Here is a 25639-nt window from a genome sequence, read left to right on the forward strand (position 1 = left end):
GACCTACGCCGCCTGCGCCGTGACCCGCCCGACCCCGCCGTCGAGCGGCAGGTGGACCATCACGATGGTGCCCGCGCCGATGGCGGAGCGCAGCCTGAGCGAGCCGCCATGCAGTTCCGTGAGCGAGCGGGCGATGGCAAGTCCAAGGCCCGAGCCCTTGTAGCTGCGCACCAGATCGCCCTCGACCTGCTCGAAGGGGCGGCCGACCCGGTCGATCTTCTCTTTGGGGATGCCGATGCCGGTATCCTCGATGAAGATGTTGAGGGCGCCCGGCACATGGCGGGTGCGCACCGCGATGCGCCCGCCTTCCGGCGTGAACTTGACGGCGTTGTCGAGCAAATTGCCGAGGATCTGGTAGAGCGCGTGCGGATCGGCGTCGATATGGGTGGCGGTCGGTCCTTCGAGGGTGAAGGAGAGCTGCTTGCGCTCCAGTTCCGGCTGGACCTTGCGGATGGCCTCGTCGAGCACCGGGCCGAGCGAAATCTCGCTGCGCTCCAGCCGCATCTTGCCGGATTCGATGCGCGACATGTCGAGGACATCGTCGATGATCCCGAGCAGATAACCGCCGCTGGAGCGGATGTCGCGGACATAGTCGGTATATTTGTCGCAGAGCGGGCCGAACATCTCGTTCTCCATGATCTCGGAGAAGCCGATGATGGCGTTGAGCGGCGTGCGCAGCTCATGGCTCATATTGGCGAGGAATTCGGACTTGGCGCGGTTGGCGCTCTCGGCCGCGGCCTTCTGCTCCAGATAGCGCTCGGCGAGGTCGGCGAGCTGCTGGGCCTGCGCTTCCAGCTTCTGGCGCGAGGCCTTGAGGTCGGTGACATGCATCAGGAGCTGGTGCTCGGACTGCGTCAGCCGCTCTTCCTGCTGCTTGAGCTTGGTGATGTCGGTGCCGACCGAGACCGAGCCGCCATCCTTGGTGCGCCGCCCGTTGATCTGCAGCCAGCGCCCATCGGAAAGGCGGGCTTCGTAGGAGGCCGCGCCGCGCTGCGCGCGCATCGGCTCGCGGTCGATATGGGGCTGGGCGCTCATCGCCATGATCTCGTCATGGCTGGTGCCGGGTTGCAGCGCCTCGGGCGAGAGCTGGTGGAGCTGCTGGTATTTCGCGTTGCAGAGCACGATCCGGTTTTCCGAATCCCAAAGCACGAAGGCTTCCGAGATCGCCTCGACCGCGTCGCGCAGGCGGGCATCGGCGGTGGCGGTGCGCTCGGCCATGCGGCGCTGCTCGGAGATGTCGACGACGATGCCAACGAGATGATGCGAGTGGGTGCGGCGATCGACGACGAGCTCGGCGCGGGCCTTCAGCCAGATCCACTCGCCATGGACGTTGCGGACCCGGAAATCCTGGTCGATATGGCTGGTCTCGCCGCGGCTGATCGCATCGGCCAGGGCGTAGAGATCGACATCCTCGTGATGGATGAAGCTCATCACCTCGCCGAAGGACATGTATTCGCCGCGGCGGTCGTAGCCGAGCAGGGCGTACATCGAATCCGACCAGTAGATGCGGCCGCGCGCGAGGTCCCAGTCCCACAGGCCGCAATGGCCGCGATTGAGCGCGGTGTCGATGCGCTCGCGCACGCAGTCGCAATCCTGATCGGCGGCGCTGGCGCGCTTCGACTGCAGCATGAAGGCGAGCGTCGTCATCGCCAGGACGAGGCCGGCGGAGCCGAAGAGGATGGTGAGGCTGTTGCGCCGGTCCTGCCAGATCGAGAGGGCGCGCGAGACGGGTTGGAGCACCGCCACCTGCCCGAGCGGGCCTGCGAGGTTGCGGACGATGGCGAGGACCTCGGGGCCGCCGGGCGGGGTGATGCGCATCACGCCGGCGCGGTCGCCGAACACGGTGAGCGGCTGGGCCTGGCCGAGGAAGTCGACCAGTGTGCGCGGCGTCTGGCCGATCGCGGGTTCGCTGGCGAGGACGCGGCCGTCGGCGCCGCTGACATGGACGATGCGGCCATGGGGGGCGAGGTGCTTCGAGGCGATCGTCGCGAGAACGGCGGTCGGCTCCTTGCCGGATTGCGTGCCGTTGTCGAGCTCGCGGGCGATCAGTGCCGAGATCACCTCCATCTCGCCCGTGGCGTTGATCAGCGCGTCGTCGCGCAGGGCCGCCGTCTGGATGGCGGCGCCGGCGCTGAGGATGACGATGAAGAGGCCGACGAGCACGGGGATCGCCGTGCGGAAGGTGGGCTCGAAGCTCTCGAAACGCTGATACAACGGATGGGTCAGCGACCGTGCTACACCCAGAATCGTATCGGCGCGCGCAGATGCGCACTCCGCGTTGGCACGCGACATGCCCGGTCCCCCTTCGGATACTTTACCGACAGTAAGATCGGGAGACGTGCCGCATCCCCGCGAATCACCGTCAGTTGAATCTGCGCGACTCGATTTGTCTAGCTCTGAGTTGAGTCAAGGCAGCAGAATTCGCCTTCTGGTTGTGGCGAATATGCGAATGAATCTTGTGCGGGTAATCGAACGTTAACCTTTTGGGCGAGGCGTCGTTAACGACTCGCCAAGGCGTCATTCTCGGGTGGAGCGAAGCACACACCCGAGAAGTACGGGACCAGACAACGCGCGTTCCAGAGCACTCCGGTTTAAGGGATGCTCGGGTCAAGCCCGAGCATGACGGAGCCCTTTTACGCCAACGCCCTTTCGGCGATGTCGGAGACGTCGCGCGACAGGTTCGGCGTGCGCGCCACCATGCCGAGTGCCTCCTGCGCCAGGCGCCGGCGGCCAGGTTCCAGCATGCGCCAGCTCTTGAACGAGCCGAGCAGGCGCGAGGCGACCTGCGGGTTCGTCCGGTCCAGCGCCACGACGATGTCGGCGACGAAGCCGTAGCCCTCGCCATCGGCCCGGTTGAACTGGGTCAGGTTGGCAGCGAAGCCGCCGATCAGCGCGCGCACGCGGTTCGGGTTGCCGAGCGAGAAGGCCGGGTGCTGCATCAGGCGCTTCACCCGCTCCAGCGTCTCCGGCTCGGCGATCAGGGCCTGCGCCATCAGCCACTTGTCGAGGACCAGCGGCTCGCCCGCATAGGCTTGCGCGAAGCGTGTGACGAGCTGCTCGCGCCGCTCGCCGGGGATCAGCGTCATCGCGGCCATCGCCGCCAGCCGGTCGGTCAGGTTGTCGCCCGTCTCGAATTGCTGCTCGCACAGCGCCGCGCCGTCCTCCGGCGCCGCCAGCGCGGTAAGCCCGAGCAGTTCGTTGCGCAGCGCGCGCCGGCCTGCCGAGGCGGCATCCGCCTTGTAGGGGCCTTTCGTCGCCAGGGCTTGCCGCAAGCCGGGCAGCCGCGGCAGCAGCGTTGTCCCGATGGCGGTCGACAGGGCGCGGTGGGCGGCGAAGATCGCATCCGGATCGACATCCCTGCCGATCTCGCGGGCGATGTCGGCCGGCGCCGGCAGGCGCAGCACCTGCGCCGCGAAGGCAGGGTCCGCCAGCGCATCCGCCTGCAGGAAGCCGTCGAGCGCCCGGCCGAGTTCGGCGGCGGTTGCGGGGAGCGTGCCAGAGTCGGTGCCCGGCCTGCCGGCGGTGACGAGAGCGCGCGTCGCGATGCTCTGCAAGGCCTGCCAGCGGTTGAAGGAATCGCTGTCGGCCGAGAATTGCCTGATGAGATCGGCGTCCGAGAGGTCGAGCTCCAGCCGCGCCGGCGCGGAGAAGCCGCGCAGCAGCGAGGGGATCGGCGGCTCGGCGATGCCGTCGAAGCTGATCGAGAGCGAGGGGCCGTCGAGGATGACAAGTCCGTCCCCGGTATAGGCATTGGACTGCGTCTTGAGCGGCAGGTCGCCCTGGCTGCCGACCAGCCCGAGCTTGATCGGCAGCACCATCGGCTGCTTCTCGCTCTGGCCCGGCGTCGGCGGCGTGCTCTGTGCCAGGTCGAGCGTATAGCGCTGCGCCGCGGCGTCGTAACGGCCGGAGGCGACGATAGTCGGCGTGCCCGCCTGCTCGTACCACCTGGCGAAATGGTCGAGGTTCTGGCCGGAGGTCTCGGCGAAGCAGGCCAGGAATTCCTCGATCGTCGCCGCGGTGCCGTCGCAGCGCTCGAAATAGAGGTCCATGCCGCGCTTGAAGGCGTCGTCGCCGATCAGCACCTTGAGCATGCGGATGACCTCCGCGCCCTTCTCGTAGACCGTCGGCGTGTAGAAGTTGTTGATTTCCTTGTAGGCGCGCGGCCGCACCGGATGGGCGAGGGGGCCGGCATCCTCCGAGAACTGGGTCGAGCGCAGCGTGCGGACATCGGCGATGCGCTTCACCGGACGCGAGCGCTCGTCGGAAGAGAATTCCTGGTCGCGGAAGACGGTGAGTCCTTCCTTCAGGCAGAGCTGGAACCAGTCGCGGCAGGTGACGCGGTTGCCGGTCCAGTTGTGGAAATACTCATGCGCGATGATCGCCTCGATCGAGGCGTAGTCGCCGTCGGTCGCGGTCTGCGGATCGGCCAGGACGTATTTGTCGTTGAAGATGTTGAGGCCCTTGTTCTCCATCGCCCCCATGTTGAAATCCGACACGGCGACGACGTTGAACACGTCGAGATCGTAGTTGCGGCCGAAGACCTGCTCGTCCCAGCGCATGCAGCGCACGAGCGAATCCAGAGCCCAGCCGGCGCGATCGGCCTTGCCGGGCTCGACATAGACGGCGAGCTCGACCTTGTGGCCGTCGGCGGTGACGTAATCCTGCCGGACATGGTCGAGCGCCCCGCCGACCAGCGCGAAGAGATAGGCCGGCTTGGGATGCGGGTCGTGCCACATCGCGAAATGCCGGTCGCTGCCCGGCACCTCGCCGGTGGCGACGAGGTTGCCGTTGGAGAGCAGCACGGGCGCCTCTGCCTTCGCCGCCTCCAGCCGGACCGTATAGACGCTCATCACGTCCGGCCGGTCGAGGAAATAGGTGATGCGGCGGAAGCCATCCGCCTCGCACTGTGTGCAGTAAACCTTGGAGGAACGGTAGAGCCCCATCAGCTTGGTATTCGCGGAAGGGTCGGTCTCGGTCTCGACGGTCAGGGTGAAGCCGCCCCGCGGCGGCGCGTGGAGCGTCAGCGTCTGCGGCGTGGCCGTATAGGCAGAAGCGTCCAGCGGCGTGCCGTCGAGGCTGATCGTTTTCAGGACGAGTTCGTCGCCGTCCAGTACCAGCGGTGCGTCGGTTTGCCCGGTCGGATTCGGGCGCAAGGCCAAAAGCGAGCGGATCCGCGTTTTCGTCGGGTGCAGGCCGATGTCGAGATCGACCGTGTCGATCAGCCAGTCGGACGGGCGGTAATCCTCGAGGCGGATCAGCGGAGCATCTTCGGTACGCATGGAAACCCTGATGGCGGAGGTCAGGGAGTGTTTCTAGAGCATGCCGGCTTGGGATGGAAACACGGCCGTCATGCTCGGGCTTGACCCGAGCATCTCGTGACGAAATGGCCTCCCGTGCCCTTTTCGACCGGAGATTCTCGGATCTGCGCCGCGCTCCGCCCGAGAATGACGGCGGGAGCGCTTCACGCCACCGGCGAAACCGCCGGCTCGGCATGGCTGACCAGCCGGCAGACCTGCGGCCGCGCGATCCGCACGGCACGCTCGATCGCGTCGACGGCGTCATGCACAGCGGCGACGTCGAGCGCCGGGTCGACGCGGCAATGATAGTTCACCACCAGCCCCTTCGCTGTCTGCCGCACGCGCACGCTGTGGATGTCGTGGATCGGCCCGGCGAGCTTCGTTGCCTCACTCGCCAGCGCCTTGCCGATATCCTCGACCGTCTCCCAGGCGGCGTTGTGGCCGGCGGGCTGGCCGGTCTCCATCGGCTCGATATGGGTTTCGACCTCGGTCTCGCCGCCGAATTCGGCCCGGATGGCGCTTTCCAGCCGCGTTGCGATCTCATGCGCGTCGCTGAGCGGCAGGCTCTGGTCCACCTCCATATCGAGGCTGACCGAGAGCTTGTCGCCGATGCTGTGAACGGTGACGTGATGGACCGGGATCTTGAGCTTGAGCGCGATCAGGAGCACCCGCTCCAGCGCCGTCTCGTCGTCGACCTGCACCGGATCGGCGGTGATGGTGATCTCGGAGCCCGGTTCGACCTGCACCAGGGCGTTGGAAAGCTGGGCCTTGATCGCGGTGACGCGCTCGAGCGGCAGCGTGCGCGAAACGCCGATGCCGATCTCGCCATGGATGCGCCCGCCGGCCGGGCGGACCCTGAGCCAGTTGATCCCCACCACGCCCGGCACGCCGCGCGCGGCCTCGCGCAATTTCTCGCTCACGCCTTCCGGCGCCGTGTCCATCAGCGTGTCCAGAACGCGCCGGGCGAGGCGAAAGGCCGAGTAGGCCGTATAGGCCGCGATGGCGAAGGCGGCGACGGTGTCGGCCCGCTCGAAGCCGTACCAGACGCCGATGAGTCCGACCAGCACCAGCGCCGAGCCGACGAAATCGGCCGAGAAATGCGTGGCCTCGCCGGCGAGCGCCTCGCTGCCGGTTTCCCTGGCGACCTTGGTCAGCGAACGCCAGCGGATCGCATCGACCGTCATCGACAGCACCAGCACGCCGATGACGAGCGGCGTCACCGAGACATGCTCGATCAGGTTGTTCCACAGCCGGTTGCCGGCCTCCCAGAGGATCGCGCCGGCGAGCGTGAACAGGATCGCGGTCTCGACCAGCGCGGCGAGCGCCTCGACCTTGCCATGGCCGTAATGATGCTCATCGTCGGCCGGCTTGTCGGAGGCGCGCACGGCGAACCAGGTGAACAGCGTCGAGCCGACATCGATCAGCCCTTGCAACGCGTCGGTGAGCAAGGCGAGCGAGCCGGAGAGAATGGCGCCGACGATCTTCGCCGCGGTGAGCAGAATGGTTGCCATCACCGAGAGGATTGCCGCACGCTGCTTGATCTGGGCGATCTGGGCAGGCGTTGCGCGCTCAGGCGGTGCCGTCACCGGTCCGTCTTGCGTTGTGGTCATGGCTCGTCCTGCTTGGCGCCCCTTGGAACCCGGAAGCTCTTGCCCGAATGAGGGAACGGATCAACCCTCTTCCTGCTCAACGAGGATGAACGATGCGATATCTCCACACCATGGTCCGCGTGACCGATCTCGATCAGGCGCTGGATTTCTACGTCAACAAGTTCGGCATGGTCGAAACCCGCCGGATCGAAAACGAGAAGGGGCGCTTCACCCTGGTCTTCCTCGCCGCTTCCGACGATCTGGCCGAGGCGAAGGCCGGCGCCTCGCGTGGCCGCCCGACGCTGGAACTGACCTATAACTGGGATCCGGAAACCTATACGGGCGGTCGCAATTTCGGCCATCTCGCCTATGAGGTCGACGACATCTACGCGACCTGTGACAAGCTGATGAAGGCCGGGGTCACGATCAACCGCCCGCCGCGCGACGGCAACATGGCCTTCATCCGCTCGCCCGACAACATTTCGATCGAATTGCTCCAGAAGGGCGACCCCAAGCCGCCGTCGGAGCCCTGGGCGAGCATGCCGAACACCGGGAGCTGGTGAGGAGTCAGCCGACGTTTGATGGGTGATAGCCTCCATGATATCATCCGATGATATCATGGAGGCTCCGATGGGCATTCTTGTCCGGGACCCGAAGATCGACCGCATGGTCCGCGAGCTCGCCGAGCGTGACGGCATCAGCTTGCAGGCCGCGATCGGCATGGCCGTCGAGCGCGAATTGAAGCGTCGCGACGAGAGGCGCCGACAAATCGAAGAGGCGACCCGCAAGGCGCAGGAGAAGCTGGCCGCCTATCCAACGGTCGATGACGGCTTGACGCATAAGGAATTCTTCGACCGCGAATATGGCGACGCCTGATGTTTCTGGATGCATCGGTCATCGTGGCCAATCTGCTCGAGGAGGCGGAGGCCGTTGCGATCAGGGAGGCTCTGTTCGACGAGAACGAACTGGTCACCTCGCCGCTTGCGATGTTCGAGGCGTCGACCCGTCTTGCGGCGGTGAAGCGCTTCAGCATCGATGACGGGTATCGGGTGGTTCAGGCCTTCATGGAGGATGCGAACGTCCGTGTTGCCGCGATCGATGCGGAGGTCGGCCGGATCGCACATCATTGTGCTGGCCTTTATCATCATTCGACGGGCCATCCCGCGCGTCTGAACATGGGTGACTGCTTCGCCTACGCTTCGGCTCGCGCGGCGAGCCTCAAGCTTGCCTACAAGGGCGACGACTTCATCCACACCGATATCGAAGGTCAGCGCTTTGGCTCCTGAACCCGCGCGCGCCGGCGTCTTCTGCCTGGGCATCGCGACGCTCGACTATGTCTACAGCGTCGAGACCATGCCGACGCGGGGCGAGAAATACCGCTCGCGCGGTCTCGCCGTGGTCGGTGGCGGCTGCGCCGGCAATGCCTCGGTCGCCATCGCGCGCCTCGGCGGGGCCTGCTGGCTGGCGACGCGCCTCGCCGATGATTTCACCGGCGACCGCATCGTCGCCGACCTGAACGCCGAGGGCGTCGACACCGCTTTCGCGCGCCGTGTCGCCGGCCTGACCTCGCCGGTTTCGGCCATCCTGATCGATGCGCAGGGCGAGCGCATGGTGATCTCCCATTCCGATCCGGCGATGCCGGAGGATGCCGGCTGGCTGCCGCGCAGCCTTCCGGAGGGCGCTGGCGCGGTGCTTGCCGATACGCGCTGGGGAGAGGGGGCTCTCGCGGCCCTGAAGCTGGCGCGCCAGGCCGGCGTGCCGGGCGTCCTCGACGGCGACCGCAGGCCGCCCCACCCCGATCTCGTCGCGACGGCGAGCCATGTCGCCTTCAGCCAGCAGGCCTTGCGCGAGATATCGGGTGAGGAGGACCCTCGTCTCGGCCTCGCCAGGATGGCGCAGGGCGCGCCGAGCTGGCTCGCGGTAACGCTCGGCAAGGAGGGCGTGCTCCACTGGGACGGCGAAATCCGCCACAGCCCGGCCTTCGCGGTCGAGACCGTCGATACGCTGGGGGCTGGCGATGTCTGGCATGGCGCCTTCGCGCTGGCGCTGGCGGAAGGCCGCGACGAGGTGGCCGCGATCCGTTTCGCATCGGCCGCGGCTGCCATCAAATGCACCCGCTTCGGTGGCCGCGATGGCGCGCCGAGCCGGGACGAGGTGGAGCGCTTCCTGGCCGGGGAAAGTTGATGCCCAATCCGTGCTCAATCCCTGCCTGAAATTGAGGCGAACGGGATTGGTGGAGGACTTGCCCAACAATAAGGCAGGCGGAAGATAGGCGGCTGCGTTGCTGGAGTCCCGATGTTCGCACCGTCCGTTCCTGCCGCTGTCGATCTGACACTGCCGGCCTATGTCCGTGCGGATGGCGGGGTGCGGCTGCGCTTCGGCCGAACCGGAACCCGTACGCAAAGGCTCGCTTTGGCTGAATCCGGCGGCTATCGGGCCCGTTTTCCCGACACCTTCGACGACGCTTGCGAGGCGGTGCTGATCAATACCGGCGGCGGCATGGCCGGCGGCGACCGCATGCGGGTCGAGGCCGTGCTCGAGGCCGGCGGCGACGCCGTCATCGCCACGCAAGCCGCCGAGAAAATCTATCGTAGCCAGGGCGCGGAAACCCGCATCGAGACAATGCTGTCGGTCGGGGAGGGCGCGAGCCTCGCCTGGATCCCGCAGGAGAGCATCCTGTTCTCCGGCGCCCGCCTCAGCCGCAGCCTGTCGATCGAACTCGCCGCCGACGCCCGGCTGGTCGCTTGCGAATCCGTCTTCTTCGGCCGCAGCGCCATGGGCGAGACGGTCGAGCGCGGCGCCTTGCGGGATCGCTGGCGGGTGCGGCGCGGCGGGCGCCTCGTCTTGGCCGAGGATATGCGGCTGGAGGGCCCGATGGCGCAGTTGCTGGCGCGCCCGGCCATCGGCGCCGGCGCCCGCGCCGCCGCCACGCTGCTCGTCGCTGGCCCCGGTCTCGCGGCGCTTCTGGAGGCGGCGCGCGCCTGCCTGTCGGAGGCTGCCGATGTCGAGGGCGGGGCCGGCATCGTCTCCGAGCTTCTCGTCATCCGCCTCGTCTCTCCCGAGGCCGCGCCCTTGCGTCGTGTGCTCGTCACGCTGCTCGGGCATCTGACCGGTCGTGCGCTGCCGCGCACCTGGTCAACCTAAGGAGAGCCGCATGCTGCCGATCCAGGGTTTGAAGTGCATCTACGACACCGCCGGCCGGAGCTGGTCGATCGAGCTCGTCATCAGGGCCGAGGGCGAGGATGCGCTGCGCCGCTTCGACGTCGACGGGCCGCACGATGCCGAGATGCTGATCGAGGCTTTCGAGGATTCCTCCGTCAGCGTCTTCGACCCCCAGACCGGCGAGATCGTCTTCGGTTACGAATATCTCGACCTCGACCACGAAGATGACGAGGACGAAGCCGATGAGGACGAAGAGGAAGACTCCGAGGACGATTCGGAGGACGATGAAGCCGCTGGAGACGAGAAGGTAAAATCATGAATCTGACGCCGCGCGAAAAGGACAAGTTGCTCGTTGCCATGGCGGCCATGGTCGCACGGCGACGACTCGAGCGCGGCGTCAAGTTGAACTATCCCGAAGCCGTCGCACTCATCACCGACTTCGTCGTCGAGGGTGCGCGCGACGGCAGATCCGTCGCCGAGCTGATGGAGGCCGGCGCGCATGTGATCACGGCCGATCAGGTCATGGACGGCATCGCCGAATTGATCCACGACGTGCAGATCGAGGCGACCTTTCCCGACGGCACCAAGCTCGTCACGGTGCATGAGCCGGTCCGCGGTTCGGCCGGCCGGCTGAAGCCCGGCGAGGTCGTGACGCTGCCTGGCGACCTCGTCATGAACGAGGGCCGCGAGAGCCTGACGCTGACGGTCGCGAACACGGGCGACCGGCCGATCCAGATCGGCTCGCACTACCATTTCTTCGAGGCCAATCCGGCGCTCGCTTTCGAGCGCGACAGGGCGCGGGGCTTCCGGCTCGACATTCCCGCCGGCACGGCGGTGCGCTTCGAACCTGGCCAGACCCGCGAGGTCAGGCTGGTGGCGCTTGCCGGCAAGCGCGAGGTCTATGGTTTCCGCCAGGATGTGATGGGAAAACTGTGAGCGATCAGCCGGACCACAAGCACGATATGTCGGGGCTCGATATTCCGCCGGTGTCGCCGCCATTCGCGGATATGGCGCCGACGGCGGCCCAGATCGGCAAGAAGCGCGGAATCTGCGCGATCAGCGGGCAGGAGACGGCCCGCAAGAATCTGGTCGAGATCGGCACGCTGCGCCCGGCGCTGGTCGAGCATATCCGCGCCGATTTCCCCGATCTGTCAGACCATGCGCTGATCAGCCTGAAGGAGCTGGCGCGCTACCGCACGCGCTATGTCGAGGAGATCCTGCGCGAGGAGCACGGCGAATATTCAGACCTCGACCGAGAGGTTGCCGAAAGCATCGCCCGGCAGGAAACCATCGCCGAGAACGTCGAGGACGATTTCGAGGAGCATCGCACGCTGGGCGAGAAGTTCTCGGACGCTTTGGCGAGCTTCGGCGGCTCCTGGGCCTTCCTCATCAGCTTCGGCGTGGTGCTGTTCGGCTGGATGGCCCTGAACGTCCTGCTCGGCGAAAACAGGGCCTTCGACAGCTATCCCTTCATCCTCCTGAACCTCGTGCTGTCCTGCATTGCCGCGATCCAGGCGCCGATCATCATGATGAGCCAGAAGCGGCAGGAGGCGAAGGACCGCCTGCGTTCGGCCAACGACTATCAGGTCAACCTCAAGGCCGAGCTCGAAATCCGCCATTTGCACGAGAAAATGGACCATCTGATCACGCGGCAGTGGCAGCGCCTCGCCGAGATCCAGCAGGTCCAGCTCGAGATGCTGCAGGACCAGCAGGCCCGGCCCGCGCGGTCGAAGGTCGTGGTCAAGAAGGCGCGCAAGAAGCCGAAGGCCAAGACCAAGGCGAAGCCGGCCGAGCCGACCCTCGAGGCGGAAGCGACCGAGCCGCCCCCCGAGGCCGATTTTTCCCACAAGAACTGAGTCTCAGGCCCGGCGGCCGGTCTTCGATGCCGGCCGTTGCGGCGAATCTTGCATCGCCCGTCATCGACGGTTCTGTCCGATCCCGAGGCTAAGCCCATGCCCTTCACATTCCCGCGCAACGCCTATGCCGCGATGTTCGGCCCCACCACCGGCGACAAGGTGCGCCTCGGCGACACCGATCTGTGGATCGAGGTCGAGAAGGATTTCACCACCTATGGCGAGGAGGTGAAGTTCGGCGGCGGCAAGGTCATCCGCGACGGCATGGGCCAGTCGCAGGTCAGGAACGCCGATGGCGCGGTCGACACCGTCATCACCAACGCGCTGATCCTCGACCATTGGGGCATCGTGAAGGCCGATATCGGCATTGTCGGCGGGCGCATCGTCGCGATCGGCAAGGCCGGAAACCCCGATATCCAGGCCGGCTTCGGCAATTTCGATCCGAGCGAGACGATCATCGTCGGCCCCGGCACCGAGGTCATCGCGGGCGAGGGCAAGATCGTCACGGCCGGCGGCTTCGACAGCCATATCCACTACATCTGCCCGCAGCAGATCGAGCACGCGCTGATGAGCGGGCTCACCACCATGCTGGGCGGCGGCACTGGCCCGGCCCATGGCACGCTGGCGACGACCTGCACCCCCGGCCCCTGGCATCTCGGCCAGATGATCAAGGCCGCCGACGCCTTCCCGATGAACCTCGCCTTCGCCGGCAAGGGCAACGCGGCGCTGCCCGGCGCGCTGGTCGAGATGATCGAGGCCGGCGCCTGCGCCATGAAGCTGCACGAGGACTGGGGCACGACGCCCGCCGCGATCGACAACTGCCTTTCCGTCGCCGACGACTATGACGTGCAGGTGATGATCCACACCGACACGCTGAACGAATCCGGCTTCGTCGAGGACACCATCAAGGCCTTCAAGGGTCGCACCATCCACGCCTTCCACACGGAAGGGGCGGGCGGCGGCCATGCACCCGACATCATGAAGGTGGCGGGGCTGCCCAACGTCCTGCCTTCCTCGACCAATCCGACGCGGCCCTTCACGGTCAATACGCTCGACGAGCATCTCGACATGCTGATGGTCTGCCATCACCTGTCGCCCTCGATCCCCGAGGATCTCGCCTTCGCCGAGAGCCGCATTCGCAAGGAGACCATCGCGGCCGAGGACATCCTGCACGATCTCGGCGCGCTCTCGATGATGTCTTCGGATTCGCAGGCCATGGGCCGCGTCGGCGAGGTCATCACCCGCACCTGGCAGACCGCGCACAAGATGAAGGTCCAGCGCGGGGCGCTGGCGGAGGACGCCGGGACCGGCGCCGACAATTTCCGCGCCAAGCGCTATGTCGCGAAATACACGATCAACCCCGCCATCGCCCATGGCATATCCAGACATATCGGGTCGATCGAGGTGGGCAAGCTCGCCGACCTCGTCATCTGGTCGCCGGCCTTCTTCGCCACCAAGCCCGATCTCATCATCAAGGGCGGCATGATCGCGGCCGCTCCGATGGGGGACCCCAACGCCTCGATCCCAACGCCCCAACCGGTGCATTACCAGCCGATGTTCGGCGCCTTCGGCAAGGCCGTGACCTCGACCTCGCTGCTCTTCGTCTCGCAGGCGGCCATCGCCAACGGGCTGCGGAACAGGCTCGGCACGGACAAGGAGATGGTCGCGGTCGAGAACACCCGTGGCGGCATCTCCAAGAAGAGCATGATCCACAACGACGCCACGCCGGACATCCAGATCGATCCGGAAACCTATGCGGTGGTCGCGGATGGCGAATTGCTGGTCTGCGAGCCCGCGAAGGAACTGCCGCTGGCGCAGCGCTACTTCCTGTTCTGATAAATAAGGCCGTCATTCTCGGGCGAAGCGAAGCGCAGATCCGAGAATCTCCGGACCGTCAGGCCGCGGGAGCCTCCTTTGGCGAAAGATGCGCGGGGCAAGCCCGAGCATGACGCGCGGCATGGTTGCCGCCAGTGCCTGCTCTTGACTTGGTTCGACCATGCCAGTCTTTTCGTCGGCAAAAGAATTTGCCTCGGGAGGACAGGATGACGCGTTTCCACTTCACGACCTTGAGCGCGCTGGCGCTCGCTGCTGCCGTCGTGGTCTCGCCTCAACGGCCTGCCTTTGCGCAGGGACAGGTCACGGTCTATTGCTCGATCCTGGAGGAACAATGCCGCGAGGGCGCGGCAATGTTCGAGAAGGCGACCGGCATCAAGGTCGCGATGATCAGAAAGAGCACCGGCGAGGTTTATGCCCAGGTCAAGGCCGAAGCCAACAACCCTCGCGGCGATGTCTGGTGGGGTGGGCCGGGCGAGCCGCATCTGCAAGCGGCCGAGGAGGGACTGCTCGACGAATACAAATCGCCCAAGCTGCCGGAACTGCATGATTGGGCGCAGCGCCATGCCGAGCAGTCGAAATTCCGCACCAATGCGATTTATCTCGGCGCGCTCGGCATCGGCTACAACAGCGATATTCTCAAGAAGCGCGGCATCGCTGCGCCCAAATGCTGGGCGGATCTGCTCGATGCGGCGTTCCGCGACGAGGTGCAGATCGCCGATCCCAGCTCTTCGGGCACGGCCTATGTCTTCCTGGCGACGACGGTGCAGCGCCTCGGCGAGGAGAAGGGCTTCGAGTTCCTCAAGAGCCTGCACAAGAACATCAGCCAGTACACCAAATCCGGCATCGCGCCGGTGAAGGCGACCGCGCTCGGCGAGACGGCGGTCGGCATCGCCTTCATCCACGACATGCTGACGCAGAAGCTGCAGGGCGCGCCGATCGAGACCGTGGCACCCTGCGAGGGCACCGGCTACGAGACCGGCTCGGTCTCGGTCGTCAAGGGCGGCAAGAACCCGGAGGCCGCACGCAAATTCGTCGATTTCACGCTGTCGCCCGATGCCCAGAACATCAATGCGAGGCTGAAGATCAACTCGATCCCCTCGAACAGGAATGCGCTGCTCTCGCCGGATGCACCGAAGTTCTCGGAGATCAAGCTGATCGACTACGACACGCCGCGCTGGGGCTCACCGGCCGAGCGCTCGCGCCTGCTCAAGAAGTTCGACGCCGAGATCAAGACCTTGCCGCGATAACGCCGCGATGATCCTGAAAGCCTGGTAGCACGAACACGCGTTCGTGCTACTAATTTGGCAAGGGCTTCGGGAGCTTCGGCTTCCCATAGGGATCATCAGACATGCTTCGCGCCACCTCCGTCGTTCGCAAGGCCGCCGTCCGGGCCGAGCGCGTCGTCGACACGCTCACCCTCGACCATGACGACCGCAATCGCCGCCGCCTTGCCCTCAAGGCCGATGGCGGGCTCGATGTCCTGCTCGATCTCGACAAGGCCACGGTGCTGGCTGATGGCGACGCCGTGAAGCTGGAGGACGGGAGCCTTGTCCAGATCAAGGCCGCACCGCAGAGCCTGCTGGAGATCCGCGCCGAGAACCCGCTGCGGCTGATGCGCGTCGCCTGGCATATCGGCAACCGCCATACCCCGGCCGAGATCACCGCCGACGCGATCTACATCGAGAACGACCACGTCCTGGCCGAGATGGTGCGCGGGCAGGGCTGTGCGATGACGACGGTGGAACGCCCCTTCCAGCCCGAGCGCGGCGCCTACGACCACGACCATGCTCACGGCCACGATCACGCCCATGATGACGCCTGCGGCTGCGGGCATGATCACCACGGTCACGATCACCATCATCATGGCCATGGCCACGACCACAAGCATGGCCATGAGCACGCGCATGGCCAGGAACATGCGCATGGCAAAGAACACGCGCATGATCACAAGCATGCCCACGGCCATGAGCACCATCACGCCCATGGCGATGCCTGCGGCTGCGGCCACGACCATCACGATCATGAGCATCACGACCACGGCCACCGCCACGGCGCCGAGCATGGCCATAAGGGCCATTCGCACGACCGCTGAGCCGGCAGGGCATGTCGGCCCATCTGCCCCTGATGGTCTGGCTGTCGCCGTCCTTCCCGGTCGGCGCCTTCGCCTATTCGCACGGGCTGGAATGGGCCTTCGAGGCCGGCGACCTGCACGACGCGGAAACCCTGCGCGACTGGCTCGACGCGCTGGTCCGTCACGGCTCGCTGCATAACGACCTGATTCTCTTCGCGGCCGCTTTTCACGCCGCGCAGGAGAAGGACACGGGAGCGTTGCGCGAGGTCGCGGAGCTCGCGCTCGCGCTCGCCAACTCCGCCGAGCGAAGGCTGGAAACGGTGACGCAGGGCAATGCCTTCGTCGCGGCGGTGAAGGCGTCCTGGCCTTGCGAAGCCATCGGCCGGCTCGGCGAGACCTGGGATGGCGATGTCGCCTATCCGGTCGCCGTGGCGGTCGCCAGCGCCGGTCACGCCCTGCCTCTGGCTCCTTGCCTCGAGGCCTACAGCCTCGCCTTCGTCGCCAATCTCGTCTCGGCGTCGGTGCGGCTGGGCATCGTCGGTCAGACCGATGGGCAGAGGGTCACTGCCGCCTTGGTCCCGGCCTTGCATGAGGCGGCGGCCGGGGCCGAGCGCGCGACGCTCGACGATCTCGGCGGCTGCGCGCTGCGCTCCGACATCGCCAGCTTGCGTCACGAAACCCAGTATTCGAGGCTTTTCCGCTCATGACCCGCTCCCCCCATGGCCCTTTGCGCGTCGGCATCGGCGGCCCGGTCGGCTCCGGCAAGACGGCGCTGATGGAGGTGCTGTGCAAGCGCATGCGCGGCGCCTACGACCTCTGCGCCATCACCAATGACATCTATACCAAGGAGGATGCGCGGCTGCTGACGGTCGCCGGCGCGCTGCCCGAGGAGCGGATCATGGGCGTCGAGACCGGCGGCTGCCCGCATACCGCGATCCGCGAGGATTGCTCGATCAACCTCGCGGCGGTCGCCGAGATGCGCGGCAAGTTCCCGGCGCTCGATCTGATCCTGATCGAATCCGGTGGCGATAACCTCGCCGCGACCTTCTCGCCCGAACTGGCGGATCTGACGATCTACGTCATCGACGTCGCCGCCGGCGAGAAGATCCCGCGCAAGGGTGGGCCCGGCATCACCCGCTCCGACCTGCTCGTCATCAACAAGACCGATCTCGCGCCGCATGTCGGCGCCGATCTCGGCGTCATGGAGCGCGATTCCCGGACGATGCGGGGCAAACGCCCCTTCGTCTTCACCAATACCCGTGCCGGCGAGGGCGTCGACGCGGTGATCGATTTCATCGAGATGGCCGGCGGCCTGAAGCCGGCTTCGGCGGCGTGAGGAGAGGCGGATGAACACGAAGATGATCGAGCGGCTGGTGCTTGCTGCGGCGGCGACGCTCTTTGCTGGTAGCGCCATGGCCCATACCGGCGTCGGCTCCGTGCATGGCTTCACGGCGGGGCTGACCCATCCGCTGTTCGGGCTGGACCATCTCACCGCCATGGTCGCGGTCGGCCTCTGGGCCGGGCTGGTCGGCGGCAAGGCGCGTTTCGCCTATCCCGCCGCTTTCGTCGTCACCATGGTTCTCGCCGGCATCTGGGGCATGACGGGCGCAGCCTTGCCCGGCGTCGAGATCGGGATCGGCGTCTCGGTCGTGGCGCTCGGCCTCGCCATCGCCTTCAACCTGACGCCGCCGCTGGCGGCCGGTGTCGCGATCTGCGCTGCATTCGCGATCTTCCATGGCCATGCCCATGGCGCGGAACTGCCGGAGGATGCGAGCGGGCTGAGCTATGCCGCCGGCTTCGTTGTGGCGACCGCGGCGCTGCATGGCGTCGGGCTGGTTCTCGCCGCACAGATCGCGCGCTATGCGCCGCGCCTGGCCCGCTTTGCCGGTGGGGCGATGGCCGTCGCCGGAATCGCCTTCCTCGCCGGCTGAAACAAGGTCATCCCAAAAAAGGAAAGGGCGGGCACGAGGCCCGCCCTTTTTGTTGTCTCTGGCTGCGGCGGCCGGTCCCGGCTCAGGCGTCGTAGCCCTTGACCTGCGCCAGCGCGGTCATCACGCCGCGCAGTTCCGCCAATCCACGCAGCCGCCCCACGGCCGGATAGCCGGGGAAGCTGCCCTTGCCGACATCGTCGAGCAGCTCGTGGCCGTGGTCGGGGCGCATCGGGATGCGCCAATGCGGCAGGCCGGCGGCCTTGCGGCGCTTCTCCTCGGCCATCAGCGCATCGACCAGCGCGACCATGTCGGTGTCGCCGCCGAGATGCTCGGCCTCCATGAAGGACCCGTCCGGATCCTTCGCGACGTTGCGCAGATGCGCGAACCAGACCTTGTCGGCGAAGCGGCGCGCGATCGCCGGCACGTCGTTCTTCGGATTGGCGCCGAGCGAGCCGGAGCAGAGCGTCAGCCCGTTCGCCGGGGAATCGACCGTACCGAGGATCCAGGCGATGTCGTCCTCGTCCGAGCAGATGCGCGGCAGGCCGAAGAGCGGGCGCGGCGGGTCGTCCGGATGGATGCACATGCGGATGCCGACCTCCTCGGCGGTCGGGATGATCGCCTCCAGGAAGCGCTTGAGATTGGCCCTGAGCTTGTCATGCGTCATGCCGGCATAGCGCTCGAGGATGCGGGCGAGGCCGGGTAGGTCGTAGCGGTCGAAGGCGCCGGGCAGTCCCGCCATCACGCTGGAGAGCAGCCGGTCGCGATCCGCTTCCGTCGAGCGCTCGAACCAGGCCCTGGCCTTGTCCATCACCTCGGCGGAATGGCCCTCGTCGGCGCCCTTGCGCTTCAGCATGAAGTGATCGAGCGCGACATATTCGTGCAGATTGAAGCGCAGCGCCGTGCCGCCGCCGGGCAGCGGCTCGGCGAGCTGCGTGCGCGTCCAGTCCAGCACCGGCATGAAGTTGTAGCAGATCACCTGAAGCCCGCAGGCGGCGAGGTTGCGCATCGACTGGCGGTAGTTCTCGAAGACGGTTTCGAGGTCGCCCTCGCCGATCTTGACGCTTTCATGGATCGGTAGGCTCTCGACCACCTTCCATTCGAGGCCGAGGCTCCTGTCGCCGCGAACGATCGCCTGGCGCTTCTCGATCTCCTCGACGCTCCAGACCACGCCATAGGGGATCTGGTGCAGCGAGTTGACGATGCCTGTCGCCCCGGCCTGCCTGGCCTGCGCCAGAGTCACGACGTCGTCCGGGCCGAACCAGCGCCAGCATTGTTCCATGGTCTAATATCCTTTGGGAGGTATGGTGTCGTCGGGTGGTGGGCGCCGCGTCTCAGCTCGCCTCGTGGACAAGCCTGGAATCGTCGAAGGCGTCGGCATGGTCCTTCGCGATCGCGTCGATCGTGGCGAAGACGGTGCGCAGATGCGCCCGCATCGCCGCCTCGGCGCCTGCGGCGTCGTGCTTGATGATATGCGCGGCGATGATCCGGTGCTCCTGCAGGATCACGCTCGACCAGGAGGGCGTTTCCAGCGAGAGGCAGCGCACCCGGTCCATCTGCGCCTTCACGCCCTCGATCATGCTCCAGACCGCGCTGTGGCCGGCGATGCGCGATATTTCGGCGTGGAACACCTCGTCGAGGCGGAAAATCTCCGGCCGATCCTGCCGCCGCACGGCTTCCGCCTGCTCCTCGATCTGTTCTTCGAGCCGGCGGCGGTCGGCATCGCCGATGCGCTCGGCGGCGAGCACGACGGTGCGGCATTCCAGCGTCTCGCGCACGAACTGGCTGTCATGGACGGCTGCGAGGTCGATCGGCGCGACGAAGGTGCCGACCTGCGGCACCGCCACCAGGAAGCCCTCGTCGACCAGGCGCTTGAACGCCTCGCGCACTGGCGTGCGGCTGACCCCGAAGCGCAGCGCCATGCGCGCCTCGGACATCGCCTCGCGCGGCTTCAGCACGCCGCTGATGACGTCGGTGCGCAGCACGCTGTAGATCTGATCTGTGCTGTGCCGCGTTGCTGGGTGGGCCATTGCCAAGCTCTTATCGACTAGTATACTAGGATACCGAGTAATCCGGCGCTGCGTCAATCGCACAGTCGGCGGATTGAACAACGGGTTCCGGTGGGCGGCGGCCGGAACATCAGAACAAGCATCCGTCAAAAGAAGCGGAAATCCGCATCTGGAGGAGAAACCATGGCTTACGACAGCATCAACAGGCGTCATTTCATCGGCGGTGTCGCCGGTCTCGGCCTTGCCGCCCAGGCGCCCGGCGCCTTTGCGCAGCAGCTCAAGCTGCCGGCATCGCCGGTCACGATCAGTGTCATCGATGTCGGCGGCGCTCTGGCGCTGGTCCAGACGCCGATGGAAAACTTCCCCAAGATGAAGCCCAAGCTCGCTTCGCGCATGGTCTTCACCAAGGCTCCGGCTCCCGAGTTGCCGTCGAAGATCAAGGCTCAGCAGAGCGCCGGCCGCGTTGACATCGACATGGTCATCGGTGGCCTGGACGTGCTGTCGGCCGGCATCGAGCAGAAGCTGTGGGTCGAATTGCTGCCACGCTTCGCGGCTGAGCTGCCGAAGCCCGAGGACATCTACCTCGCGCCGGCTCTCGCGATGCACAATCTCGGCCAGGGGCAGGGCATGGCGATGGTCTACTACCCGTCCGGGCCGCTGCTCGAATACATGCCCGACCGGGTCAAGACCCCGCCGACCACGGCCGAGGAATTGCTGGCCTGGACCAAGCAGAACAAGAACCGCTTCTTCTACGGACGCCCGGCCAATTCCGGCCCCGGCCGCACCTGGCTCATGGGCCTGCCCTACATCCTCGGCGACAAGGATCCGAAGGATCCCGAGAAGGGCTGGGACAAGACCTGGGCCTATCTCAAGGAGCTGGGCGAGAACATCGAGTACTACCCCGGCGGCACCGGCCAGACGATGAAGGAGCTCGGCGACGGCACGCGCGACATCATCGTCAGCACCACGGGCTGGGACATCAACCCGCGCGTCCTCGGCATCGTGCCCAAGGAAGCCAAGGTCCAGACGCTGAAGGGTTTCCACTGGGTGACCGACGCCCAGTACATGATGATCCCGAAGGGCGTCTCCGACGAGAAGCTCGCCGTGTTGCTCGATCTGGTCCGCCACATGCTCACGCCGGAGCAGCAGGCCTATACCTATGACGAAGGCTATTTCTATCCGGGTCCGGCGGTGAAGGACGTGCCGCTCTCGATGGCGCCGGAAACGAGCCAGAAGGCGATCAAGGAATACGGCCGGCCCGAATACGACAAGCTGATCGCCGACAACCCGATGGAAACCCCGCTCAATCCCGACAAGATGGTCATCGCCTTCCGGATCTGGGACGAGCAGGTCGGCGGCGCCAAGAAGAAGTAGGCCACGGACTGGCCGGCAGGCGCGGCCGAGGGCCGGGCCTGCCGCTTCCACATGGGGGCCTGCTCTCGCGGCGAGGGCGGCCCCGCAACGACACCGTTATCAAGACCCGGAAGCCATGACGATCAACGCAGCCTCCTTCCGCGAGCTCAAGCTCGATCGCCTGAGCCGTGACTTCGGCACGCATAACGCGCTCAAGGACGTCTCGCTGACCATCGGCAAGGGCGAGTTCATCGCCCTGCTCGGGCCTTCGGGCTGCGGCAAGTCGACCACGCTGAACCTGATCGCCGGGCTGCTGCCGGCGACCGGTGGCGGCATCTGGCTCGACGACAAGCGCATCGACCCGTTGCGGCCGGAAGAGCGCGGCTTCGGCATGGTCTTCCAGAACTATGCGCTGTTCCCGCATATGACGGTGGCGAAGAACATCGGCTTCGGCCTCAAGATGCGCGGCGTGGCCAAGGCCGAGATCGACAAGCGCGTCGCCGAGGCGGTCGCGCTGGTGCGCCTGCAGGGCCAGACTGCGAAGCTGCCCGGCCAGCTCTCCGGCGGCCAGCAGCAGCGCGTCGCTATCGCCCGCGCCATCGTCGTCGAGCCGCCGCTCGTGCTGATGGACGAGCCGCTCTCCAATCTCGACGCCAAGCTGCGCCTCGAGATGCGCGCCGAGATCCGCCGCATCCACAACACCCTCGGCGCGACCACGATCTACGTCACCCACGACCAGGAGGAGGCGCTCTCGCTCGCCGACCGCATCGTCGTGCTGCGCGACGGCGTGGTCCGCCAGGTCGGCACGCCCGAGGACCTGTTCTCGCGCCCTGACCATCTCGACGTCGCCGAGTTCATGGGCTTCCGCAACAAGGTCAAGGGCACGGTCGCCACGGTGACCGAGGGCCACGCCACGGTCGCGGTTAGCGAGGCGCAACTCTCCGGCCGCACCCGCAACGTGGTTTCTGCCGGGGCCGCTGCCTGGCTCGCCATCCGCCCTGAGGATCTCCATCCTGTCGCGGCCGGTCAGCCCGGCCTCAAGGCGCAGGTGGTCTCGACCGAGTTCCGCGGCCGCGAATTCGTCGGCTTCGCCCGCATGGCGGATGGAACGGACCTGTCCTTCCTCGCCCATGACAAGCTGTCGCCCGGCGAGGCGGTCACGCTCGCCGCCGACGCCGACCGCGTCCTCGTCTATGGAGAGGCGGCGTGAGCGCGGAAGCCACCTCCATCCCGCTGAAGCAGCGGCTGGCGGCGCGCGGGCTCGACGGGCTGACGCTGCTCGTCGTGCCGGCGATCCTGTTCCTGCTGGCGCTGTTCATCTACCCGTTCCTTTACGGGCTCATCCTCTCCTTCGAGCCGAAGGCGGGCGGAGCGCTGTCGAACTACCAGCGCTTCTTCTCCGATTCCTTCCTCTACGGCACGATCGCGACGACGCTCTGGCTCGCTTTGCCGGTGACGGTCGCGACGCTGGGGCTCGCCATCCCGATCGCCTTCCGCGTCCGGCTGATGCAGAACCAGCGCCTGCTCACCACCATCCTGGTGATCCCGATCACGCTGGGGACGGTGCTCGTCGCCGAGGGCCTTTTGAACTATCTCGGCCCGCAAGGCTGGTTCAACCGGACCTTGATGACGCTCGGCCTCATCTCGACGCCGGTGAAGCTGCTGCACAACTACTGGGGCGTGATGCTCTCGCTGGTCATCACCGGCTTCCCCTTCACCTTCCTGCTGACGCTGTCCTACCTGTCGGGCATCGACCCGGCGCTGGAGAATGCCGGCGCGACGCTGGGGGCAGGGCCCTGGGAGCGCTTCAAGCACATCCTCTTCCCGCTGCTGCTGCCCGGTCTGGCGATCACCTTCTGCCTGAGCTTCGTGCAGGCCTTCTCGGTCTTCCCCTCGGCGGTGCTGCTCGGCGCCCCGGCCGGCCCGACCCGCGTCATCTCGATCGCGGCCTATCAGGCGGCCTTCGAGGAATACGATTACTCCATGGCCTCGGCAGTGGCGATGATCATGGCGGCGGTTCAGCTCGCCATCGTCGTCGCGGTGCTGGCGGCGCGCGGCCTGCTCTATCGCGGCCCGGCCGGCGGCGGAAAGGGCTGAGCCGATGATCAAGGACACCCGTATCTCGACGAAGCTCTGGGCGGCCGCGAACTGGGCGCTGATCGGCTTCTTCATCATCAATCTGTTCGGCATGATCGCGACGGTGGTGACCTCCTCCTTCGCCACGCGCTGGCTGGGAACCTGGCTGCCGGCCGACTGGACGACGCGCTGGTATGCGGCCGCCTGGTCGGAATTCCAGCTCCATGACGTGCTGTTCGTCACCTTCCAGATCGTCTTCCTGGTGGTGGTGATCTCGGGGCTGATCGGCGTGCCGGCGGCCTATGCGCTGGCGCGGCGGGACTTCCCGGGCAAGAAGCTCGTCATGCTGCTCTTCCTGCTGCCGCTCCTGGTGCCGCCGATCACCTTCGGCATCCCGCTGGCGACGGTGCTCTACCAGACCGGTTTCGCCGGCCAGATGTCGGGCGTGGTGCTGGCTAACCTTGTGCCGACCGTGCCTTTCGTCATCCTGGTGATGATCCCCTTCATCGAGCAGATCGACACCAAGATCGAGCAGGCGGCGCGCGTCTTCGGCGCCAACACCTTCAAGCTCTTCGTGCATGTGCTGCTGCCGCTGCTGACGCCCGGCATCCTGGCGGCGCTGCTGCTGGTGCTGGTGCGCACGCTCGCCATGTTCGAGCTGACCTTCCTCACGGCCGGCCCAACCAGCCAGACGCTCGTCGTCGCGCTCTACTACGCGGTCTTCGCCTCCGGCGTTCGCGCGGTGCAGTCGATCGACGCCATGGCGGTGATCTACATGGTCACGACGCTGATCTGGCTCATCATCGCGCTGCGCTTCGTCAACCCGACCCAGATCGTCGCCCGCGCCAAGAGGTGAGGGCGGCGCGCTAGCCGAGATCGATCAGCGCGATGCCGAGTTCCGGGCGCTTGCGGCGGCACAGCTCCGCAGGTGCCTCGGTGATCGTCACTTCCAGCGTCGGCCTCACGGTCCCGCGCAGGAAGTGACCACCCCGGGTCGAGCCGTCGCGCAGGCCCAGCACGGCGTGCAGATGGAGGCTCGGTTCGTCGTTCTCGTCGCGGGCGATGTCGCCGAGAAGGCTCAGCACCTCGCTCTGCTCATCGACCGGAATCTCGCGGTAGGTCTTGGCCGGCAGGTCGAACCAGCCGACGACCGCCTTCTGGAAGGCGCCGATGGCGCTGACCGATGCTCCGCTCAGGCCCTGCTGGTCGGCGAAGCGGGTCAGCGTCTCGAATGCCTCCTCGCCTGCGTCCAGGATCACCACGAAGCGGCGCGTGCCGCCTTGCTCGCCGACTTGCCTGAAATTCATGAGCGAACCTCCTGACGGGCCAACGCGGCGGCCGGGTTTTTGATCCGCAGCGGCCTGGCCGGCATCTCGCGCCGTCGCGGCAAATGAGGTATGAGCGCCGACCGCTTGCGATGACGCGCGCGCCACCCATCTCACGGAAACATGACGCAGTTCTCGCCCTTTCGCTTCTCCATCGCACCGATGATGGATTGGACAGATCGCCACTGCCGGACGATCCATCGCCTGATGTCGCGCCATGCGCTGCTCTACACCGAGATGGTGACGGCGCAGGCGGTGATCCACGGCAACCGCGAGCGCCTGATCGGCTTCGACGCGATGGAACACCCAGTCGCGCTCCAGCTCGGCGGCAACGACCCGAAGCTTCTGGCCGAGGCGGCGCGGATCGGCGCCGAATTCGGCTATGGCGAGATCAACCTGAATTGCGGCTGCCCGTCCGATCGCGTCCAGGGCGGCGCTTTCGGCGCCTGCCTGATGCGCGAGCCGGCGCTGGTCGGCGATTGCGTCGCGGCGATGAAGGCAGCGGTCGCGATCCCCGTCACGGTGAAATGCCGCATCGGCGTCGACGATCAGGATCCGGAAATCGCGCTCGATGCCCTGACCGCAGCGGTCCGCGCGGCGGGCGTCGATGCGCTGATCGTCCATGCCCGAAAAGCCTGGCTGCAGGGCCTCTCGCCCAAGGAGAACCGCGAGATTCCGCCGCTCGATTATGAGCGCGCCTACCGCCTCAAGGCCGCCAATCCCGATCTGCCGGTGGCGATCAATGGCGGCATCAAGGCGCCGGCCGAGTGGTTGCCGCATCTGGAGAGGCTCGACGGCGTCATGGTCGGCCGCGAGGCCTATCAGAACCCGGAAATCCTGCTCCAGGTCGATCCGCTGCTGTTCGGGCAGGCATCGCCGGTCGCCGACGCCTTCGCGATGCTGGAAGCGCTGGAGCCCCATCTCGCCGCGCATCTGGAGCGAGGCGGGCGGCTGCATGCCTTTACGCGCCATCTCGTCGGGCTGTTCCCCGGCCGTCCGGGCGCACGCCTCTTCCGCCGCCATCTCGCCGAGCATTGCGTCGCAGCCGGCGCCGGGCTCGCCGATCTGCGTGCCGCCACCGCGCATGTCTCGCGCCACGAGACGGCTGCTGCGGCCTGATCGATATGGCGCCCGCTTGGG

25 protein-coding genes are annotated in these 25639 nt (G+C 66.6%); 19 read left to right on the forward strand and 6 right to left on the reverse strand.

What is annotated here, in order from left to right; translation table 11 throughout:
* Positions 1 to 3 precede the first annotated feature (3 nt).
* The 3 genes from AB6806_RS00990 to AB6806_RS01000 all read right to left on the reverse strand — a co-directional run bounded on the left by AB6806_RS00990 (position 4) and on the right by AB6806_RS01000 (position 6907).
* Positions 4 to 2214 (reverse strand): PAS domain-containing sensor histidine kinase, encoded by a 2211-nt coding sequence (locus AB6806_RS00990; RefSeq protein WP_248311135.1) that lies wholly within the window; start codon positions 2212 to 2214, stop codon positions 4 to 6.
* Between the two features lie 419 nt (positions 2215 to 2633).
* The gene (pepN, locus tag AB6806_RS00995; protein ID WP_142020299.1) at positions 2634 to 5279 is read right to left on the reverse strand and encodes an aminopeptidase N; all 2646 of its coding nucleotides are present in this window, start codon (positions 5277 to 5279) and stop codon (positions 2634 to 2636) included.
* A gap of 182 nt (positions 5280 to 5461) precedes the next feature.
* Positions 5462 to 6907, reverse strand: coding sequence for a cation diffusion facilitator family transporter (locus AB6806_RS01000; protein WP_038361470.1), 1446 nt, complete (start codon positions 6905 to 6907; stop codon positions 5462 to 5464).
* 92 nt (positions 6908 to 6999) lie between these two features.
* Between AB6806_RS01000 and AB6806_RS01005 the strand changes: the two genes are divergently transcribed.
* The 14 genes from AB6806_RS01005 (at position 7000) to AB6806_RS01070 (ending at position 17739) form a co-directional block, all read left to right on the forward strand.
* Positions 7000 to 7449, forward strand: a complete 450-nt coding sequence (locus AB6806_RS01005) for a VOC family protein (RefSeq protein ID WP_142020300.1) — start codon at positions 7000 to 7002, stop codon at positions 7447 to 7449.
* 67 nt (positions 7450 to 7516) lie between these two features.
* On the forward strand, positions 7517 to 7762 hold the full coding sequence (locus AB6806_RS01010) for a type II toxin-antitoxin system VapB family antitoxin (protein WP_038362486.1): 246 nt from the start codon (positions 7517 to 7519) through the stop codon (positions 7760 to 7762).
* A complete protein-coding gene (locus AB6806_RS01015) occupies positions 7762 to 8172 on the forward strand; it encodes a type II toxin-antitoxin system VapC family toxin (protein ID WP_142020301.1) in 411 nt (136 codons plus the stop codon). The genes AB6806_RS01010 and AB6806_RS01015 overlap by 1 nt, the downstream gene beginning before the upstream one ends.
* Positions 8162 to 9070: a PfkB family carbohydrate kinase gene (locus tag AB6806_RS01020; protein WP_142020302.1), complete on the forward strand. Its 909-nt coding sequence runs from the start codon at positions 8162 to 8164 to the stop codon at positions 9068 to 9070. The genes AB6806_RS01015 and AB6806_RS01020 overlap by 11 nt, the downstream gene beginning before the upstream one ends.
* Before the next feature lie 111 nt (positions 9071 to 9181).
* Positions 9182 to 10030: an urease accessory protein UreD gene (locus AB6806_RS01025; protein ID WP_370953926.1), complete on the forward strand. Its 849-nt coding sequence runs from the start codon at positions 9182 to 9184 to the stop codon at positions 10028 to 10030.
* 10 nt (positions 10031 to 10040) lie between these two features.
* Entirely contained in the window at positions 10041 to 10367 is a 327-nt protein-coding gene (locus AB6806_RS01030) for a hypothetical protein (RefSeq protein WP_142020304.1), read from the forward strand.
* On the forward strand, positions 10364 to 10984 hold the full coding sequence (locus tag AB6806_RS01035) for an urease subunit gamma (protein ID WP_142020305.1): 621 nt from the start codon (positions 10364 to 10366) through the stop codon (positions 10982 to 10984). The genes AB6806_RS01030 and AB6806_RS01035 overlap by 4 nt, the downstream gene beginning before the upstream one ends.
* Positions 10981 to 11904, forward strand: a complete 924-nt coding sequence (locus tag AB6806_RS01040; RefSeq protein ID WP_370953927.1) for a DUF1003 domain-containing protein — start codon at positions 10981 to 10983, stop codon at positions 11902 to 11904. Before AB6806_RS01035 ends, AB6806_RS01040 begins: the two co-directional genes overlap by 4 nt.
* A 96-nt stretch (positions 11905 to 12000) precedes the next feature.
* Entirely contained in the window at positions 12001 to 13737 is a 1737-nt protein-coding gene (ureC, locus tag AB6806_RS01045) for an urease subunit alpha (RefSeq protein WP_142020306.1), read from the forward strand.
* A gap of 206 nt (positions 13738 to 13943) precedes the next feature.
* A complete protein-coding gene (locus tag AB6806_RS01050; RefSeq protein ID WP_142020307.1) occupies positions 13944 to 14984 on the forward strand; it encodes an ABC transporter substrate-binding protein in 1041 nt (346 codons plus the stop codon).
* Between the two features lie 101 nt (positions 14985 to 15085).
* Positions 15086 to 15829, forward strand: a complete 744-nt coding sequence (locus tag AB6806_RS01055) for an urease accessory protein UreE (RefSeq protein ID WP_142020308.1) — start codon at positions 15086 to 15088, stop codon at positions 15827 to 15829.
* An 11-nt stretch (positions 15830 to 15840) separates the two neighbouring features.
* A complete protein-coding gene (locus AB6806_RS01060; protein ID WP_142020309.1) occupies positions 15841 to 16515 on the forward strand; it encodes an urease accessory protein UreF in 675 nt (224 codons plus the stop codon).
* Entirely contained in the window at positions 16512 to 17144 is a 633-nt protein-coding gene (gene ureG, locus AB6806_RS01065; RefSeq protein ID WP_038361500.1) for an urease accessory protein UreG, read from the forward strand. The genes AB6806_RS01060 and ureG overlap by 4 nt, the downstream gene beginning before the upstream one ends.
* Before the next feature lie 10 nt (positions 17145 to 17154).
* Positions 17155 to 17739, forward strand: coding sequence for a HupE/UreJ family protein (locus AB6806_RS01070; RefSeq protein WP_370953929.1), 585 nt, complete (start codon positions 17155 to 17157; stop codon positions 17737 to 17739).
* A gap of 82 nt (positions 17740 to 17821) precedes the next feature.
* Here AB6806_RS01070 and uxuA read toward each other — a convergent pair whose 3' ends face one another.
* Together uxuA and AB6806_RS01080 are read right to left on the reverse strand one after the other, a co-directional pair.
* Complete coding sequence (gene uxuA, locus AB6806_RS01075; RefSeq protein ID WP_142020310.1) at positions 17822 to 19018, reverse strand: mannonate dehydratase; 1197 nt, start codon at positions 19016 to 19018, stop codon at positions 17822 to 17824.
* 52 nt (positions 19019 to 19070) lie between these two features.
* Positions 19071 to 19766 carry a GntR family transcriptional regulator gene (locus AB6806_RS01080; RefSeq protein WP_038361506.1) on the reverse strand — a complete coding sequence of 232 codons (696 nt, stop codon included), beginning with the start codon at positions 19764 to 19766 and terminating at the stop codon, positions 19071 to 19073.
* A 162-nt stretch (positions 19767 to 19928) separates the two neighbouring features.
* On the opposite strand from AB6806_RS01080, the gene AB6806_RS01085 reads away from it, so the two are divergent.
* The 4 genes from AB6806_RS01085 (at position 19929) to AB6806_RS01100 (ending at position 24030) form a co-directional block, all read left to right on the forward strand.
* On the forward strand, positions 19929 to 21119 hold the full coding sequence (locus AB6806_RS01085; protein WP_142020311.1) for an extracellular solute-binding protein: 1191 nt from the start codon (positions 19929 to 19931) through the stop codon (positions 21117 to 21119).
* Positions 21120 to 21240: 121 nt separating this feature from the next.
* A complete protein-coding gene (locus tag AB6806_RS01090; RefSeq protein ID WP_185747807.1) occupies positions 21241 to 22308 on the forward strand; it encodes an ABC transporter ATP-binding protein in 1068 nt (355 codons plus the stop codon).
* Positions 22305 to 23195, forward strand: coding sequence for an ABC transporter permease (locus AB6806_RS01095; protein WP_038361512.1), 891 nt, complete (start codon positions 22305 to 22307; stop codon positions 23193 to 23195). The genes AB6806_RS01090 and AB6806_RS01095 overlap by 4 nt, the downstream gene beginning before the upstream one ends.
* Before the next feature lie 4 nt (positions 23196 to 23199).
* Positions 23200 to 24030 carry an ABC transporter permease gene (locus AB6806_RS01100; protein ID WP_038361514.1) on the forward strand — a complete coding sequence of 277 codons (831 nt, stop codon included), beginning with the start codon at positions 23200 to 23202 and terminating at the stop codon, positions 24028 to 24030.
* Positions 24031 to 24040: 10 nt separating this feature from the next.
* Here the strand turns inward: AB6806_RS01100 and AB6806_RS01105 are convergent, their stop codons facing one another.
* Positions 24041 to 24481: a PPC domain-containing DNA-binding protein gene (locus AB6806_RS01105; RefSeq protein ID WP_038361516.1), complete on the reverse strand. Its 441-nt coding sequence runs from the start codon at positions 24479 to 24481 to the stop codon at positions 24041 to 24043.
* Between the two features lie 141 nt (positions 24482 to 24622).
* Here AB6806_RS01105 and dusA point away from each other — a divergent pair, with 141 nt between their 5' ends.
* Entirely contained in the window at positions 24623 to 25618 is a 996-nt protein-coding gene (gene dusA / locus AB6806_RS01110) for a tRNA dihydrouridine(20/20a) synthase DusA (RefSeq protein ID WP_142020313.1), read from the forward strand.
* Positions 25619 to 25639 lie beyond the last annotated feature (21 nt).

The sequence above is a fragment of the Allobosea sp. RCC_152_1 genome (assembly GCF_041360765.1).
GTDB classification, from domain to species: domain Bacteria; phylum Pseudomonadota; class Alphaproteobacteria; order Rhizobiales; family Beijerinckiaceae; genus Allobosea; species Allobosea spartocytisi.